The 16447-nt window shown below is 56.3% G+C and carries 13 protein-coding genes and 3 tRNA genes; 6 read left to right on the top strand and 10 right to left on the bottom strand.

Translation table 11 applies throughout. From position 1 onward, the window contains the following. Together HCR00_RS06655 and HCR00_RS06650 are read left to right on the top strand one after the other, a co-directional pair. On the top strand, nucleotides 1-885 hold an 885-nt coding region (locus HCR00_RS06655), incomplete at its 5' end, for an LPXTG cell wall anchor domain-containing protein (protein WP_167143906.1). 184 nt (nucleotides 886-1069) lie between these two features. Further along, nucleotides 1070-1948: an exodeoxyribonuclease III gene (locus HCR00_RS06650; protein ID WP_167143903.1), complete on the top strand. Its 879-nt coding sequence runs from the start codon at nucleotides 1070-1072 to the stop codon at nucleotides 1946-1948. A 9-nt stretch (nucleotides 1949-1957) separates the two neighbouring features. Here HCR00_RS06650 and HCR00_RS06645 read toward each other — a convergent pair. Together HCR00_RS06645 and HCR00_RS06640 are read right to left on the bottom strand one after the other, a co-directional pair. Continuing rightward, nucleotides 1958-2031, bottom strand: a tRNA-Met gene (locus HCR00_RS06645). 41 nt (nucleotides 2032-2072) lie between these two features. Then, nucleotides 2073-2144, bottom strand: a tRNA-Thr gene (locus HCR00_RS06640). Between the two features lie 110 nt (nucleotides 2145-2254). On the opposite strand from HCR00_RS06640, the gene HCR00_RS06635 reads away from it, so the two are divergent. Both HCR00_RS06635 and HCR00_RS06630 read left to right on the top strand, forming a co-directional pair. Then, complete coding sequence (locus HCR00_RS06635; protein WP_167143900.1) at nucleotides 2255-2689, top strand: hypothetical protein; 435 nt, start codon at nucleotides 2255-2257, stop codon at nucleotides 2687-2689. 42 nt (nucleotides 2690-2731) lie between these two features. Next, a tRNA-Ser gene (locus tag HCR00_RS06630) sits at nucleotides 2732-2816 on the top strand. A gap of 136 nt (nucleotides 2817-2952) precedes the next feature. Here the strand turns inward: HCR00_RS06630 and HCR00_RS06625 are convergent. Next, a complete protein-coding gene (locus HCR00_RS06625) occupies nucleotides 2953-4335 on the bottom strand; it encodes an APC family permease (protein ID WP_279586821.1) in 1383 nt (460 codons plus the stop codon). 247 nt (nucleotides 4336-4582) lie between these two features. Here HCR00_RS06625 and HCR00_RS06620 point away from each other — a divergent pair, with 247 nt between their 5' ends. Beyond that, the gene (locus HCR00_RS06620) at nucleotides 4583-7123 is read left to right on the top strand and encodes a hypothetical protein (RefSeq protein ID WP_167143897.1); all 2541 of its coding nucleotides are present in this window, start codon (nucleotides 4583-4585) and stop codon (nucleotides 7121-7123) included. A 99-nt stretch (nucleotides 7124-7222) separates the two neighbouring features. On the opposite strand, the gene HCR00_RS06615 is transcribed toward HCR00_RS06620, so the two are convergent. The 7 genes from HCR00_RS06615 to HCR00_RS06585 all read right to left on the bottom strand — a co-directional run bounded on the left by HCR00_RS06615 (nucleotide 7223) and on the right by HCR00_RS06585 (nucleotide 14674). Further along, nucleotides 7223-9103, bottom strand: a complete 1881-nt coding sequence (locus HCR00_RS06615; protein ID WP_167143894.1) for an ABC transporter ATP-binding protein — start codon at nucleotides 9101-9103, stop codon at nucleotides 7223-7225. A 65-nt stretch (nucleotides 9104-9168) separates the two neighbouring features. Continuing rightward, a complete protein-coding gene (gene ribH, locus HCR00_RS06610; protein WP_167143891.1) occupies nucleotides 9169-9651 on the bottom strand; it encodes a 6,7-dimethyl-8-ribityllumazine synthase in 483 nt (160 codons plus the stop codon). Next, the gene (gene ribB / locus HCR00_RS06605) at nucleotides 9651-10910 is read right to left on the bottom strand and encodes a 3,4-dihydroxy-2-butanone-4-phosphate synthase (protein ID WP_167143888.1); all 1260 of its coding nucleotides are present in this window, start codon (nucleotides 10908-10910) and stop codon (nucleotides 9651-9653) included. Before ribB ends, ribH begins: the two co-directional genes overlap by 1 nt. 2 nt (nucleotides 10911-10912) lie before the next feature. After that, nucleotides 10913-11593 (bottom strand): riboflavin synthase, encoded by a 681-nt coding sequence (locus HCR00_RS06600; protein ID WP_167143885.1) that lies wholly within the window; start codon nucleotides 11591-11593, stop codon nucleotides 10913-10915. Then, a complete protein-coding gene (gene ribD, locus HCR00_RS06595; protein WP_243854585.1) occupies nucleotides 11574-12686 on the bottom strand; it encodes a bifunctional diaminohydroxyphosphoribosylaminopyrimidine deaminase/5-amino-6-(5-phosphoribosylamino)uracil reductase RibD in 1113 nt (370 codons plus the stop codon). The genes HCR00_RS06600 and ribD overlap by 20 nt, the downstream gene beginning before the upstream one ends. A 97-nt stretch (nucleotides 12687-12783) precedes the next feature. Continuing rightward, entirely contained in the window at nucleotides 12784-13779 is a 996-nt protein-coding gene (gene trpS / locus HCR00_RS06590) for a tryptophan--tRNA ligase (protein WP_166987716.1), read from the bottom strand. A 46-nt stretch (nucleotides 13780-13825) separates the two neighbouring features. Beyond that, complete coding sequence (locus tag HCR00_RS06585; protein ID WP_167143883.1) at nucleotides 13826-14674, bottom strand: exodeoxyribonuclease III; 849 nt, start codon at nucleotides 14672-14674, stop codon at nucleotides 13826-13828. A 52-nt stretch (nucleotides 14675-14726) separates the two neighbouring features. Here HCR00_RS06585 and HCR00_RS06580 point away from each other — a divergent pair, with 52 nt between their 5' ends. After that, the gene (locus HCR00_RS06580; RefSeq protein ID WP_243854584.1) at nucleotides 14727-16358 is read left to right on the top strand and encodes a helicase HerA-like domain-containing protein; all 1632 of its coding nucleotides are present in this window, start codon (nucleotides 14727-14729) and stop codon (nucleotides 16356-16358) included. Nucleotides 16359-16447 lie beyond the last annotated feature (89 nt).

Genomic DNA, 16447 nt, shown 5'->3' with positions numbered 1-16447 from the left:
AACCCAGACACTGATGGTGACGGGCTGACCGACGGTCAGGAAAAGGAACTGGGCACCAACCCAACCAACCCTGACACCGACGGTGACGGAATCAACGACGGTGACGAAGTATCTGGCGAAAAGAACCCGTTCAAGGACAACAAGTTCGACGAGAACGGCAACCCAGGTAACACCGACCCGAAGAACCCTGACACCGATGGTGACGGCGTAAAAGATGGTGAAGAAATCAACACCATCGTGGATCCAACAACAGGTAAAACTATTGACGATCCAAACGCTAACGATCCAAAGACCAACCCGAACTCTAAAGACACCGACGGTGACGGTGTGACCGACGATCAGGAGTTGGCTGACGGAACCGACCCAACCAACCCAGACACTGATGGTGACGGGCTGACCGACGGTCAGGAAAAGGAACTGGGCACCAACCCAACCAACCCTGACACCGACGGTGACGGAATCAACGACGGTGACGAAGTATCTGGCGAAAAGAACCCGTTCAAGGACAACAAGTTCGACGAGAACGGCAACCCAGGTAACACCGACCCGAAGAACCCTGACACCGATGGTGACGGCGTAAAAGATGGTGAAGAAATCAACACCATCGTGGATCCAACAACAGGTAAAACTATTGACGATCCAAACGCTAACGATCCAAAGACCAACCCGAACTCTAAAGACAACACCGGTGCACCAACCGATGGTGGCGAAGATCAGGGTGGCAATGCAGGTGACGGCAAGACCGATCCGGTAAATAACGGATCAGGTAAGGCTAAGAAGGTGCTGGCAAACACCGGTGCAGAGAATTCAACTCTGTTCGGTATGGCTGCGCTGGCAAGCCTCGCAGGTGCTGCAGCACTTCTGCTGCGCCGCCGCAAGAACTAAAACGCCTGTGACTGTTGCGCAGCCGGTCGGCCTTTAAGATCGGCCGGCTGCACACAACACACCAAGTAAGAGCCTGACTCTGGGAAACTTTCCCGGGGTCAGGCTCTTACTTATGTATCTGCGTGCTGACAAGGATTAAGCGGTGCAGCTACCGTAGCGGGCAAAATCGACTAACCTCGAAGTTATGCGCATTGCAACTTGGAACGTGAACTCTATCCGCACCCGCGTTGGCAGGGTTGTCGACTACCTGGTGCGCGATGATATCGACGTGCTAGCAATGCAAGAGATCAAATGTCGCCCCGATCAGTTTCCGGTCGCAGCGTTTGAGGATGCCGGCTATCAGGTTGTGGCACACGGTCTCAACCAGTGGAACGGCGTCGCCTTTGCGAGCCGCCACAAGATGACAGACATAACCACAGCTTTCGACGGCATGCCCGGTTTTGGTAAAGCAGTCAAAGGGCAAGAAACTGTGCAAGGCACAGGCCCAAACGGCCTCCCGCAAGAGGCGCGCGCACTCGGGGTAACCGTCGGGGAACTGCGTCTCTGGTCGCTGTACGTGCCAAACGGCCGCGCACTCGACAACCCCCACTATGAATACAAGCTCGAATGGTTGCAGGCCCTCAGACAGCAAATGCACGCGTGGTTGGCCGCTGATCCGCACCTACCGCTTGCTTTGATGGGTGACTGGAATATCGCCCCAACCGCGGCAGATATGGGCGATCCAGCGTTTATTCCCGGTGCTTCAACCCACGTTTCAGAGCGTGAGCGAGCCGAGTTTGCAAAATTCACAGACGTTCTCACAGATGTTGTGCGGCCGCACCAACCGCACGGCTACAGCTTCTGGGACTACCAGGCAGCTAAATTTGAGCGGAATCTCGGTATGCGCATCGACTTTATTTTCGGATCAGACAGCTTTACCGATGCCGTCACGAACGGCTATATCGCAGCTGAAGAGCGGGAGGGTGCGGGGCCCAGCGATCACGTGCCGGTAGTCTGCGATCTTGATCTTGACCTGCTAGAGGCTGCATGGGAGGAAGAAGACTCACCAATGCTGTGGGCGTAAACAAAACGGTAGCTGAGGCGGGACTCGAACCCGCGACCTCACGATTATGAGTCGTGCGCTCTCACCAACTGAGCTACTCAGCCGCGTTGGCCTTTCAAGCGCAAAGCTTTTGCAAAAAGACCAGAGCCCCGAGCCAGGATTGAACTGGCGACCCCTTCCTTACCATGGAAGTGCTCTACCACTGAGCTATCGGGGCGTTTGCGTCTATGACAACTCGTCTAAGATATCAGATAACGACGAAAAGTTGCAAATCAGACGCAAAGTTTTTCGTCTGCGCGTGTTGCGCAACCGGCTAGGCTAGTTACTGTGAAAACAACTGTTCTCGCTATGGGCTTGCTGCTTGCTGCTTTCATCGCGTTCGGGCGCGCGCTCTTTGGGCTGCTCGGCTCAAACACCGTCTGGTATACCTTGGGTATCGCCCTACCCTATCTCTTGGTTTCTGTGTGGCTTAGCAGGCGTCTGGCAATCACTGCGCGCGCGGGGCGTCGCACAACCCGGGGGGTGATAGTCTCCGCTGCCCTCTCATGGCTTTGCGCTGCAATCTTCGCCGTCACTGTGCCCGATGTGCAGGCTGATGGATCCCTCGCCGCGATCACCGCGCCGCCAGGGTCAAGCCCCTTCGCGCTTGAAATGGCGATCGCACTCTGCAACCCGTTTGCGATTTTACAGTTTGTGTTCCTTGGCGCGGCCATAGCGATTTCGTGGCACAACGCTCAGCCGGCGCGCATTGAAGTCGATTAATCGCTAAACTTAACGTTGTGTGTCGCAAGCGGCACTACACCTGGAGGATTCGCCTAGCGGCCTATGGCGCACGCCTGGAACGCGTGTTGGGTTAACGCCCTCAGGGGTTCAAATCCCCTATCCTCCGCTGATGCCTCACTGCATCTCTTTGCTGCGGTGAGGCTTTTTCTTTTAAAGCCCTGCGCTGCTACACAAAGCCTCCCGCAAGCACAAAACCCCGCCACTCTCAAATGAAACTGGCGGGGCTTTGTGCGTTTAATAAATTATTTCTCTGCAGTCTCTGTCTGCGCTTTGGTAAACCCGGTTACCGGCTGCGCTTCATCGAAACCGGCTGGTTGAGTTCTAAAGCCCTTAGTTAGGAAAACCAAGTAGATCAACCCGATGGCCAGCCAGATGCTGCCGAGCATAAGCGATACGGATTCAAGATTTACCCACAGTATGAGCGTCATACCGGTTCCGATAATCGGCATCACAATGTACTTCATGATGTCTTTTCGAGTCTTGCGACGCCCCTGACGCACGGCGTAGTAGGCGATCACAGACAAGTTCACGAAGGTGAAGGCGATCAGCGCACCAAAGTTGATGAGGTGTGCGGTGAACTCAAGATCCAGCCATCCCGCTAGCAGTGTGACAACACCCACCAAAAGAACTGTGTAGATTGGGGTGTTGGTCTTTGGTGAGACATAACCGAAGAATTTGCGCGGCAGCACACCGTTGCGACCCATCACGAGCAGCATTCGGGCCACTGACGCGTGTGATGCAAGGGCGGATGCCATCGTTGCCGCAAAACCTGCTGCGGTAAAGATCCACATGAATACATCGCCGCCAACCTGCTGACCCATCTGCGGCAGTGCGTTTTCAACATCGCCAAACGTTGAGTTATCTGGGAAACGCTGCTGGGTAAAGTAGCTTGCTACTAAGAAGATCAGACCGCCAAGCAGCACAGTCAGCAAGATCGCTTTCGGCATGATTTTTGGATTTTTTGCCTCTTCTGCATACATGGTTACCGCGTCGAAACCAATAAACGAGAAGCACACAACGGTTGCTGCTGCAACGACCTTCACGAAATCGAAGTCTTGGCCGATAAAAGGTTGCACTGTCCAGAGTTGCCCGGTGCCCGCGCCCTTCTGCACCTGGCCGATCAACATAACAAGGAATGAAGCCATGATGATCAGCGCGCCAACAAGCAGCAGGGAGTTAAGGTTTGATGTGCCCTTCATTGTGAAGTAGACCGAAGCGGTGACAATTCCAGAAAACAGGAAGACCCACAGCCACGGGTTTACAGCCGGCACCAGCTGCTCCATGTACTGGCGCAGAATAAGCACGTTCACAAGTGGCAGCATGATGTAGTCGAGCAGCGCAACCCAGCCCACCATGAAACCAACATTTGGGTGCATCGACTCACGGGTGTAGGTGTAGGCTGAGCCAGCGCTTGGAATAGCTCTCACCATTTTGCCGTAGCTAATCGCGGTGAAAGCCATCACGACAAGAGCGATAACATACGCAGATGGAACCGCCCCGTGTGTGTCTTCCGACACGATAGCGAACGTATCAAACACCACAGTTGGGGTCATATAACCCAGGCCGAGGCCAACAATAGCCCACAACCCGAGGTTGCGCTTTAGCGAACCATTTTGTTGCGCCACTCCGCGCTCCTTTCCGGCTTCTTTACCAGTCGACAAGGATCAAAAACATAATCCGATTTGTAAGTTTATACGCATATTTCCAAATAGTGTGCTGTTCTGAAAATAAATTTTTGGATCACTATCGCTAGCACGCTCTGTGGATAAATCTGAGCTGCGAAAATTATCCACAGATTCTTTTAGGCGCTGATTTTGCCCGCCCACCCTCTCCTACGGTTATGGAAAACACCCCAACAGCAAGGAGATAGGGATGACGGCTAAGACCAAACATAAATACAGTCGGGGGCGGATCGGCGCTCTGCTAGTCTGCGGCGCGATAATTGCGGGATCTGCCGCTTTTAGCGGCGGGAGCGTGCTTGATCCGCTCGGCATGCAACACACAGCGCCGGCCGCGCAAGCTGCTGAAAACGGGCCCGGGTTTTACAGCCCAAGTGGAATCGGCGCCGGCGGCTTTTACATCGACAGCAGCAAACTTGTGCACTACTGCCTCGAAATTGGCATCAAGATTCATACTGGTAGAGGGGATGCCGCCTCAGTTAATGTAACTAATGTTCCCGCATGGCAAGAGGTAGCGAATTACGGCCCGGCTGCGGGCACAGTTATGGGGTCGGTTGCGGTTACAGGCGAGCACCTCCAGGCGCTCAACTACATTCTCACAAAATGGGGGCAAACCGCAGACAATCAGCAGGCGACCGATGTGCAGTTAGCAGTCTGGCAATTACGCGGCCAGCTGGGTGTTACCGGTAAATATTGGGATTACTTTAATTTGATCTTGGATACCGCCCGTAAAAGCGGCTACACCAGCAATCGGTACGAACAAATGGTTGCGGAAGCATACGCTGCAGTGCGCGCCTCAAACACCGCAACCGCTGACTTTACCCCCGGTCAGCTCAGTGTGAAAAGCGCTAGCGGCTATTCCGGGACTATCACCGCACCGGCTGGCACCACCAAACTTAAAGTGTCAAACGGAAAACTAAAAATTGAGGGCAAACTTGTGGCAGAGCACACTTTCTCTGAGCCTTTAAACGCGCCGGCCACCTTTGAGTTTGTGGGCGAAGCTCCGCCAGAGGCTGGCTGGAATCGCTACTACCAGATGTCGTTTAGTGGCTCCCAAACAAATAAAGTGACTCGCACGGTCTATCCGGGCACTGTCCGAGTTTCAAAAATTCCCGGCATGCAGGGCGTGGTCACCAGTGAACCAACTCCGCCACGCACTGAAACGCTCGAAGAAACAAAACCGCTGCAAGATATTTACACCACAATGGACACCCTCTGGTCACCGGGACTGTCGTCGGCGGTGGAGAGCGAGTTTGTTGCAAGGGGAGCAAGTTTTAGCGATACGGTTACATTCTTCACTGCCGCTGAGAGCCAGAACCAGTGGCGCACAATGCACTCCCCCGACGGCACACCGATATATGCGCCAATTCACGCCACCGGCACACTCTACGGCCCGTTTTTGAGCGACCCGAAACTAAACCCTTCGATGACAGTGCCAAACGGTGCCCCGGTGGCAGGTCATGCAGAGGTGACCTCAGACCCCAAGCAGGGTGCCGGCACATACTCTGTTGACACGCATAATTTGATCGCAAACGAAGCTGGCTACTACACCTGGGTCTGGAATATAGAGCACGAAAAGCAGCTTCCCGAGGTGTTAGAGCCGCACAGTCAGGCCGGTATTAGTGGCGCGCCAGCGATTCCCGAAAAATATTTCTTCACCGACGGGTTTGGGCAGCGCACCGAAGGCCAAACTGTGCCCACCGAGCTCACACTCACAACTAAGGTTCGCGATACTGCACGCTCTATTGGTGAAACCACTGTAGACGCGGTTGCGGCGCACCCTGAAAACGGTGGCTGGTTGCAGGATGCGCAGGGTAACCGTGTGCCCGTAACCCTCAGCGGCATCGCTTACTACAGCGCAAGCAAACCGCAAAGACAGAGTGCCGTGCCAGCAGATGCTGTCGCTGTCGGGCAACCTCTATCTGTGTTAGTAAACTCACCTAACGACCCGGTCGAGAGCGCTGAATTTCGCGTTCCACTCACACTGCGTGAGGGGTATATTAGCTTCGTCTGGTGCGTGCATCGCGAGGATCAACCCGAAACAGTGCGCGGGTTAGTCAAAGAGGGGTGTGACGACTACGGCATACCCGAGGAGACGTTCAAAGTGAACACTCCCGAGGTTGCAACCAAAGCACAGGCGCAGGGATATTTCAGGGCAGCAATTTACGACACCGCTATCGTTTCAGGATCGCTGCCGGATCTCCCCGCGCGCATCAGTTTTGAGCTGTTCAAAAAGCCGGTAGCTGGAGAGCCTAAATACGGCCCTGACTGGCACCCTGTCGTAGATAACAAGGGCAACCCTGTGCTGTGGCAGGCAGATGAGTTGCAGAATCCTAATGCAGTGTGTGAGGCGCAGCCGGTTGCAACCACCGAGGCCATTCCGGTTGCTGGCGTTGGAGAGTTTAAGTCACCCGCGGTCACGGCACAAAGCTACGGCACCTTCTATTGGGTTGAAACCGTCGAAATCCAAGATCCAGACACGGGTGAGTGGGTTAGAGTGCACCGCGGTAAGTGCGGAATTCCAGACGAGACGACTACAGTTTCTGAACCGCCTGCCCCCGCACCACCGCTGCCAACGCCACCTCCATCAAGCCCAAAGTTGGCGGCAACCGGTGCATCCGCAGCGACGCCGCTAATGGGCTTAGCTGTGCTCTTAACTGCTGCCGCAGTTGGCGCGCTGGGGCTTACCCGCCAAAGCATCGGGAAGCGCGAAAAACGCCGCGGCACACGGTAGCGTCTGCAGGGCGCAGTGAATCCGGCAGGAATCGTGGGTGTTATTTCAAATAATAGATATAACACCCACGATAGTCCGATGCGATTACCAAGTTTTGCGCTACTCGCGCACCAAAAGCTGGCGCTGTGCCAACTCTCGATACAGCGGCACCGTCTCTATCAACTCGTTATGGGTGCCCTGCCCGAGCACTCTGCCCTCATCCAAAACAATAATGAGATCACTGTCAACAACAGTAGCGAGCCGGTGGGCAATCACCACTAGAGTGCGATCGGCAGCCACAGCGTTAATAGCGTCGCGCATCGCAGCTTCGTTAACACCATCAAGATTCGCGGTTGATTCATCAAGCAGTAGCACAGGGGTGTTTGCCAGCAGAGCTCGGGCAATCGCCAGGCGCTGCTTCTCGCCGCCCGACAGCAGGATGCCCTGGTCGCCAACTTCAGCATCAAGGCCGGTTGCAAGATCGCCCTGTGCTGCAGCACGGTCGAGCAGGCCCCCCAGGTTAACCTGCCTAAGCACCGCTTCACACTCCGCATCACTCGCATTCGGCGCACTCAACAGAAGGTTATCGCGCACTGTGCCAGCAAGCACCGGAGCATCCTGCTCAACATAACCGATTTGTGCGCGCAGTTCAGCACGATCTAGATTGCGCAGGTCGATTCCACCAAAACTGATAACGCCGCTATCCGGATCGCTAAAACGTTCAATTAGCCCTAAAATCGTTGACTTACCCGCACCCGAGGGGCCAACCAAAGCAACTCGTTTACCGCGGGGCACGCTAAAGCTCACACCGTGCAACACCGGGGTTTCCACAATCTTCGGCGGGCGATACTGGTTGCGTTCGCGCCGACCCCCAACCAGGCTGCGCGCCTCAACTCTGTCGGGTGCGGCAGAACGGTAGGTGAAATGCACATCAGAAAATTCGATATGCGCGGCGGCGGGATCCTCCTCTGACAGCGGGATTAACTCACCCGCGGGCGCAAGCTGCGCATCTGTTGCGGTTTCCGTGTCGAGTCGTGTGACCTCCTGAATCCGCCCCAGCGCACCAAGCGCCCCATTAACTGAGGCCACCGCGCCAAAAATCTGCCCGAGTGGCGACGCAAGCAGGAAAACAAAAATCAGGAACATCACAAGCTCAGAAATTGTGGTGTCACCGTGCGCTACACGCCACCCGCCGAAACCGATAACAACTAGGAAAACCAGCTGCAGTGCGATAAACGACAGCGGCACGATCAGCGCAGACAGACGGGCCACTCGCAGACCCAAACCGAATGCTTTTTCTGCCTGTGTTTCAAGCAGGGTTGCCTCACGCTCGCTGGCACCGTTTGCCCGAATAGTGCGAATAGACGAGATTGCACGGTCTACCCCCGCCGCAAGGTCACCAACCTGCTGCTGTGTCTCGGTCATCAGCGGTCGCATCCGCGCCGAAATCACCACAACAACAAGCAGTGCTGCCGCTAGCACCGCCGCGGTCGCAAAGAACAGCACGGCGTCAGTAACCAGCATTCCAATAACAGCACCAACTAAAACCAGGTTGCCAGCTATCGCCTCAACAAGCCCCTGTGTGAGCACAGCACGCAACGCAGTTGTGTCGCTACCGATCCGGCTGACAAGATCACCCGAACGACGCCGATCAAACTCTGGAATCGGCAGAAAAACCAATTTCCTGATGAGGTTGCGGCGTGAATTCAAGACAACACCCTCGCCCATACGCTGCAGGGTGTAGTGCTCAAGCCCAGAAAATATTGATCCGACAACCACACAGGACACCAACAGAGCAACCAAAACGCCCAGCGGTTCACTCATTTGGACGCGTTCAATAATCTTGCCGACCAAAACCGGCTGCGCCAGTGCCAGCAGAGCAGCCAACGCGCCAAGCACTAACGCTATGGTGAGCAGTTTACGCTGCTGTAAAACATACGGCAGCAGCTCTTTCACCGAGGCTCGATGCGGATCTTTTTCAGTCTTTGGCTTCGCTAACACGGTTTGTTCCTCGCTCTAATTCAGACTTTTCTACATCGAATGTCACACGGCGCTATAGCCGTAGTTTAACCAGCTGCCGCAATCTGGCGCTGGGTTACGGCAAGGTGCAGCGCGGCTTCGGCTGCCTCACGCCCCTTAGCCTCAGCTGCTCCGGGCAAGCCCGACCGCTCAAAGGCCTGTTCTTCGTTGTCGGTTGTCAGCACACCGAACCCGATGGGCTTACCGGTATCCAACTGCACCCTTGTCAGCCCGTCGGTGACTGCGTTACAGACGTAGTCAAAGTGGGGCGTGCCACCGCGGATAATGACGCCGAGGCAAACCACCGCGTCATAGCCGACAGCTGCGGTGGCGGCCGCCTGCGCGCCAAGCGGCAGCTCAAAAGAGCCGGCAACACGATAAACATCAGCGCTAGCCCCAGCACTCTCAACCGTGGCAAGTGCGTCAGCAATCATCGCCTCTGTCACTTCCTGATGCCAGCTGCCGGCAACAATCGCAACACGCATTCCGGTAGCGTCTACTCGTAAATCTGGTGCGCCCTGGCCGCTCATTAGTTTTCTCCTAAATCTTGAGGCAGAGTGTGCTGCATCCGGTCACGTTTAACAGCCATATACTCTCGGTTTTCATCACCCACAGCCACAATCAACGGCACCCGCTCAGCGACGGTGATTCCGTGTGCTGCAAGCTGCGCTATCTTGTCTGTGTTGTTGGTGAGCAGTCGCACATTATTGACGCCGAGCTCGTGCAGAATATGTGCGGCTGGCGCGTAATCGCGGTTATCTGCCGGCAGGCCGAGCTGTAGATTGGCGTCTACTGTGTCAAAGCCCTCTTCCTGCAGCGCGTATGCGCGCATCTTGTTAGCGAGCCCAATACCGCGCCCCTCCTGCCCTCGCATGTAGAGCACAACACCGCCCTCTGCCGCGATGTGCTGCAGAGCCGCGTCAAGCTGCGGGCCGCACTCGCACTTCAAAGACCCTAATGCTTCGCCGGTCAAACACTCCGAGTGCACGCGCACTGTGGCACCCAAACCCGGGCGGTTGCCGTCGGCATCTAGCCCTACTACAGCGATGTGATCGACCCCTAAATGCCGATCACGGAATGCAAGCATTCTGAGGTCACCGTATTTTGTTGGCACGAGTGTATCGGCCTTTAAACTAACCCGCCGTGTGCGAGTTTTAACAGTATTTTCCCCGGTCAAAGCACCATTCTCGGTAAGGAATGCAATCAAGCGTTCAATTGTTGTGACAAGCACGCCCTCACGCTCACCAAGCTCTAGAAGCTCTGGCAGACGCATCATCTCACCATCATCGGCAACAATTTCTGCAATTGCCGCTACCGGCCGAAGCCCAGCCAAACGCATCAGCTCAACCGATGCTTCAGTGTGCCCTGCGCGCTCACGCACGCCGCCGTCAACCGCACGCAACGGAAGAATGTGCCCCGGGCGATTCACATCGCTTGTTTTCGCCTCAGGGTTTGCCAAAACCCGCAGCGTCGTCATCCGGTCTTTTGCGCTAATACCGGTGGTCACGCCCTCTGCTGCGTCAACCGTCACAGTGTAGGCGGTTGAACGCGCATCTTCATTGCGCTCCACCATCATCGGTAAATCAAGCTGATCAGCTATTTCGTTGGTCATTGGGGCGCATAATAAACCGGACGAATGCTTCACCGTCCAAGCCACCCATTCTTGCGTGGCTAGCTCTGCCGAGAGAATAACGTCGCCCTCATTTTCTCGATCCTCATCATCTGCAACGATGACCGGTTTGCCGGCTCGCAACGCCTCAAGCACCTCAGGGATCTCAGCGATTGGCATGGTTATTCTGCTCCATCCTGGATTTCAGTAGTTTGCGCGGCGTCGTGCAGCCTAGCACCGCCTGTTACGCGCGATCCGAAAGCTGTCAAACGCGCAACATGACGCGCAAGAATATCTGTTTCGATATTTACAACGTCTCCCACTTTACGCTCTCCGAGGGTGGTTGCGCTGAGTGTTTCCGGAATTAGCGACACCTCAAACCACTGCTGGTCGGCCGCCGTCGCAGCATCAGACACCTTAGAAACAGTGAGCGAAACCCCGTCAACAGTGATTGAGCCTTTATCAACAACGAGCGGCGCGTGCTCTGCTGCCAGTGAAAAACGCAGCACCCGCCACTTGTCGCCCGGGCGCACCTTAAGCACTTCGGCGATGCCGTCAATATGCCCCTGCACAATGTGACCACCCAAGCGGGCGCCCACCTTCGCAGCACGCTCTAAATTCACGCGCCTACCAATCTGCGCACGCCCGAGTGTTGAAAGACGCAGGGTCTGCTCCATCACATCGGCAGTGAACTGCTCTTTATTAAACTCCACCGCGGTGAGGCAGACACCCGAAACAGCAATAGAGTCACCGTGCTGCACATCGGTGAGCACTTCCGCACCACGCACCGTCAGGCGAACACCGTCACCAGCTGCTTCAATCGCCACAATCTCACCGGTAGCTTCAATCAGCCCCGTAAACACCAAGTGCCTCCTTCATAACCAAGCGCACCAGCAGGTCGTCGCCGAGCTGGCGCGTCTCCACCGCACTAAAACGTTTAATTTCCGCAATTGATTCCACACCAATATCACCAATTGCGTGGCGCTTGCCGCCGAGCAGCGCGGGCGCAATATAGATCAGGCACTCATCAACAAGGTTTAGCGCGAGTAGCGCACTAATCAGAGTCGGCCCACCCTCAACAAACAGAGTGTTTATCCCCTGCGCCTTAAGCTCATTGAGGTCTTTCAGCAAATCTGTGCCATGCTTGCGGATCGGCGCGCCAGCCGGGTGACTGTTTACCCGCGCCGCGGCGGGAATCTCGCGTTTGCCAAAGATCACGGGTCGCGGCTGCTCCCTGGCCGGCACAAGCAGCTCACCGTTAACTCCACGCGCTGTCAAGCTCGGGTCGTCTGCGAGCACGGTGCCGGTGCCCACTGCGATAGCGTCAGCTGCCGCGCGGCGTAAATGCACATCGGCGCGGGCTGCGGCGCCGGTTATCCACTGACTGCTGCCGTCGCTTGCGGCCGCACGCCCGTCTACAGTCTGCGCCCATTTTGCAATAGTGTACGGGCGAGATAGTGCATCTGCGCCTGCCGCACCGCCCAGGTTGCCCGTCTTACTGCCGCCTCCCACACGACGCAGCCAGTCACTGCGCAAAACATCTGTGCTGAGTTTCCCGACTCCGGCCTTAACGGGTATCCCGGCTGCCGCAAGCGCACCCGCTCCGCCGCCGGATAGCGCGCCGGGGTCGGTTGAACCGAACGCTACCGCGCCGATCCGCACCGCTTTTAACGCTGCAACGCAGGGGCCTGTGCGGCCGGTGTGGTTGCAGGGTTCTAGTGTGACCACGGCGGTGAGCTCGCTAAAATCTGTGACGCCGCGCGCCCGAGCTGTCGCAAGCGCCGCAATTTCAGCGTGCGGGGTGCCGGAGCCCAAATGCCAGCCCTCAGCAACGATGCGGCCCGCAGCATCAACTAACACGCATCCGACCTGCGGGTTGGGGGTGTCAGCGGGGCCGCGACGCGCGATAACGCAGGCGCGCTGCATCGCCTCCTCTAGCAGCTGACCGTTCAACACCGCAGTCGTATCTCCCTTTATTTAAATTGGCTAACGCGCTTCTTTTACCGGTAACCGCACGCATACTACCCAAATTTGTGTGCGGTTTAGGTGGGTTTTAGCGCAGGCCCATCGCCTTGTAGACACGATCCAGAGTTGCGTTTGCAACCGCATTAGCGCGCTCTGCTGCGCCTGCGAGCAAACGGTCAAGCTCTGCCCGGTCACTCAACAGTTCGTTGGTGCGCTCACGAATCGGCGAGAAGGTTGCTTCAACAACCTCAGCGAGGCCCTTCTTCAAATCACCGTAGCCGCGGCCAGCATACTCTGCTTCGATACTCTCGATTGAGCGCCCAGCCAGCACCGCAAAAATCGTGAGCAGGTTTGAAACTCCCGGCTTGTTTTCGCGGTCAAAGCGAATCTCGCCATCGGTGTCGGTGACCGCGCGCATAATCTTTTTTCGAGTTTTTGCGGGATCATCAAGCACGTTAATCAAACCCGCATCACTCTCAGCTGATTTCGACATTTTCGCTGTCGGATTCTGCAGGTCAAAAATCTTTGCTGTGCCCTGCTGAATTTGCGCTTCCGGAATAACAAAAGTGTCGCCAAAACGCTGATTAAAACGCTGCGCGATATCGCGGGTCAGCTCAACATGCTGGCGTTGATCTTCACCAACGGGCACAATGTCTGCGTTATAGAGCAGAATATCGGCCGCCATCAGAATCGGGTATGTGAAAAGCCCCACCGTGGTTGAATCAGAGCCGTAACGCTGCGACTTATCTTTAAACTGAGTCATGCGCCCGGCCTCACCAAAACCGGTGATCGTGTTAAACGCCCACGCGAGTTCTGCGTGCGCTGGCACGTCGCTCTGCACATACAGCGTCGATTTTGCGGGGTCTATGCCGGCAGCAATGTACTGTGCTGCCGTGCGACGGGTGCGCTCGCGCAGCTCCTGTGGATCCTGCGGAACGGTAATCGCATGCATGTTTACAACACAGAAATACGCGTCAAAGCTGTCTTGCAGCTCAACCCACTGGGTTAGCGCACCCACATAGTTACCAAGATGCAGCGAATCAGCAGACGGCTGCATACCCGAAAAAATCACTGGTTTATTCATCTTTTTACTTTCGTCTGAAAACTTGCTTGAGGATCGGTCGGCTACCCTATGCCAGCCGGTAGTCGGCGACAACCGGCGCATGATCGCTCCAGCGCGCATCGTAGCTCGGATACCGATCAACCCGATAGTTGGTGACAGCTGATGCCAGCGCCGGAGTGACAACGTGATAGTCGATGCGCCATCCGGTGTCGTTGTCAAACGCCTGACCGCGATTTGACCACCAAGTGTATGGCCCCTCAACCTCACCAGCAAATGTGCGGCCAACGTCGATATAGCCGAGGCCTGCGCGCTCCGATCCGTCCACTGTTTGGGCTTTTTCACCTGCCGGTGTAAAGAATGCGTCGAAGTAGGCGCGCTCTTCAAGCAGGAAGCCCGCCTTTTTTCTGTTGCCCTTCCAGTTCTTAATATCGAGCTCGCGGTGGCCGACGTTGAGGTCTCCCACAACAGCAACACGGTCGCGCTCTTGGGTGAGCTCGGCTAGGCGCGCGCTCATTGCGTCAAGCATCGCCCACTTCTGCTCTTGCCGCTCTGTGCCAACCTCGCCTGAGTGCATGTAGACGCTCACGACTGTAACCTGCTCACCGTCGATCGTATAGTCTGCCTCCAGCCAGCGACCGTCAGAGTGCGCCGCAGCGCCCCCCACCCCGCGTCGCACAGCATCGGGCGCAACCCGGCTGATAAGCGCAACACCCGCGCGCCCCTTCGCCGCAGCCGCATCGTGTTCAATATGCCAGCTGTCGTCAATTAATTCAGTCAACTGTTCGGTTGTGGCGCGCACCTCTTGCAGCGCAACCACATCTGCACCGCTGTTTGCGAGCCACTCTGCCATACCTTTCCGGTATGCGGCACGCACCCCATTGACGTTGACAGACGCTAAACGGAAGTTTGTTGGCATGGCTACTAGTTTAGTCTGCGGTGTTGGAGGGCGCGGGCGGTATTCTGTCACTATGGTTACCCCACAAGATGACTCAGCGACACCGCACGCTACCCCACCTGCCGGCACGGGTTTGGGGCCTTTAAACCCCGCGCAGGTTGCTGCGGTGCAGGCTGGTTACCGCTCTGAGGGGGTCGCGCTTGAGCTTGGCGCACTGGTGAATGGGGAGGCGCTGCCTGAGGTGCAGATCCGCATTCCAATTTCACAGTTGAACAGGCACGGGCTTATTGCGGGTGCGACCGGCACGGGGAAAACCAAGAGCCTGCAGATTTTGCTTGAACAGCTGAGCGCCAACGGTGTGCCGGTTTTTGCCGCCGATATGAAGGGTGACCTGTCTGGTGTTGCATCGCCTGGCACGGCGAGCGAAAAACTGCTTGCCCGCACCGCAGGAATCGGTCAAAACTGGCAGCCGGCCGCATCTCCTGTTGAGTTCTACTCACTCGGTGGGCGCGGGCAGGGTGTGCCAATTCGCGCAACGGTCACCAGTTTCGGCCCGCTGATGTTTGCAAAGATTTTAGGGCTCAACAACACGCAAGAATCGAGCCTGTCACTAGTTTTTCAATACGCCGACGCCAACGGTCTGCCGCTTGTCGATCTGAAAGACCTCCGCGCCGTGCTCATGCACCTCACAAGCCCGGCAGGCAAGGAAGAACTCGCCTCTCTTGGCGGCGTCTCGAAACAAACTGCGGGTGTTATCTTACGTGAGCTGTCTAACTTTGCTGCCTCAGGGGCCGATGTTTTCTTCGGTGAGCCAGAGATTGACGCAAACGATTTTCTGCGGCTTGCTTCCGACGGCCGGGGCATTGTGTCGCTGCTGCAGCTGCCGGGTGTCGCCAATGAGCCGCGTTTATTCTCGACATTCCTGATGTGGCTGCTCGCCGATCTCTTTAACTCCCTGCCTGAGGTTGGTGATCTTGAAAAACCAAAGCTCGTGTTTTTCTTCGATGAGGCGCATCTGCTGTTTAACGGCGCATCGAAGGAGTTTGTGAACCAGGTTGTGCAGACTGTGCGACTGATTCGCTCAAAGGGTGTGGGTGTATTCTTCATCACGCAAAGCCCGAAAGATATTCCAAATGATGTGCTCGCGCAGCTCGGGTCGCGGATCCAGCATCAGCTGCGCGCGCACACTCCTGATGATGCGAAAGCGTTAAAAGCGGCCTCTGCAACCTATCCGCAAAGCGGCTACAAGCTTGAAAATGTGCTTACCCAACTGGGCACCGGCGAGGCTATTATTACGGTGTTGAGCGAGAGTGGTGCGCCGACACCCACCGCATGGACCAGAATGCGGGCACCGCAGGGCAGCATGGATCCGACAGCACCGGAAACAATTGCGGCAGCTGTTGCAGCTTCACCGCTGCTCGCAAAATATGGCACCCCGGTTGACCCGGAAAGCGCTTACGAAATTCTTGCAAACCGTATGAATCAGAGCGCGAACGGCACTAACAGCGCAGAAGTTCCAGTTGAGGATCAGGCACGCAGCTACGGCCCGCCAGAGTCGCTGCCACGCCCTAGCCGCACAACAACCCGAACCACCGCACGAAGCCAGAAAAGCACACTCGAGCAGGTGCTGGGCAGCCGCACCGGGCAAACAGTGGTGCGCGAGGTGGTGCGCGGAGTTTTTAACGCGCTACTGAAACGCCGCTAGCGTCTCAAAAGCACGGCTTCCTGCTCTCCTGCAGTGTGTTTCACTCGGTAGTTGCCGCCGTGACACTCAATTAGGGGCTGGCTGCGCTA

Origin of the sequence: Canibacter zhoujuaniae (assembly GCF_011752005.1) — a bacterium.
In the GTDB taxonomy this organism is placed as follows: Bacteria; Actinomycetota; Actinomycetes; order Actinomycetales; family Microbacteriaceae; genus Canibacter; species Canibacter zhoujuaniae.
This window is presented reverse-complemented; position numbering and strand designations above follow the sequence as displayed.

Bases quoted from the DNA above. Each gene is read 5' to 3' on its own strand.
- ribH (WP_167143891.1), bottom strand. From the start codon at position 9,651: ATGAGCGGCCAGGGCGCACCAGATTTACGAGTAGACGCTACCGGAATG.
- HCR00_RS06585 (WP_167143883.1), bottom strand. From the start codon at position 14,674: ATGCCAACAAACTTCCGTTTAGCGTCTGTCAACGTCAATGGGGTGCGT.
- trpS (WP_166987716.1), bottom strand. From the start codon at position 13,779: ATGAATAAACCAGTGATTTTTTCGGGTATGCAGCCGTCTGCTGATTCG.
- HCR00_RS06620 (WP_167143897.1), top strand. From the start codon at position 4,583: ATGACGGCTAAGACCAAACATAAATACAGTCGGGGGCGGATCGGCGCT.
- ribB (WP_167143888.1), bottom strand. From the start codon at position 10,910: ATGCCAATCGCTGAGATCCCTGAGGTGCTTGAGGCGTTGCGAGCCGGC.
- HCR00_RS06650 (WP_167143903.1), top strand. From the start codon at position 1,070: ATGCGCATTGCAACTTGGAACGTGAACTCTATCCGCACCCGCGTTGGC.
- HCR00_RS06580 (WP_243854584.1), top strand. From the start codon at position 14,727: ATGGTTACCCCACAAGATGACTCAGCGACACCGCACGCTACCCCACCT.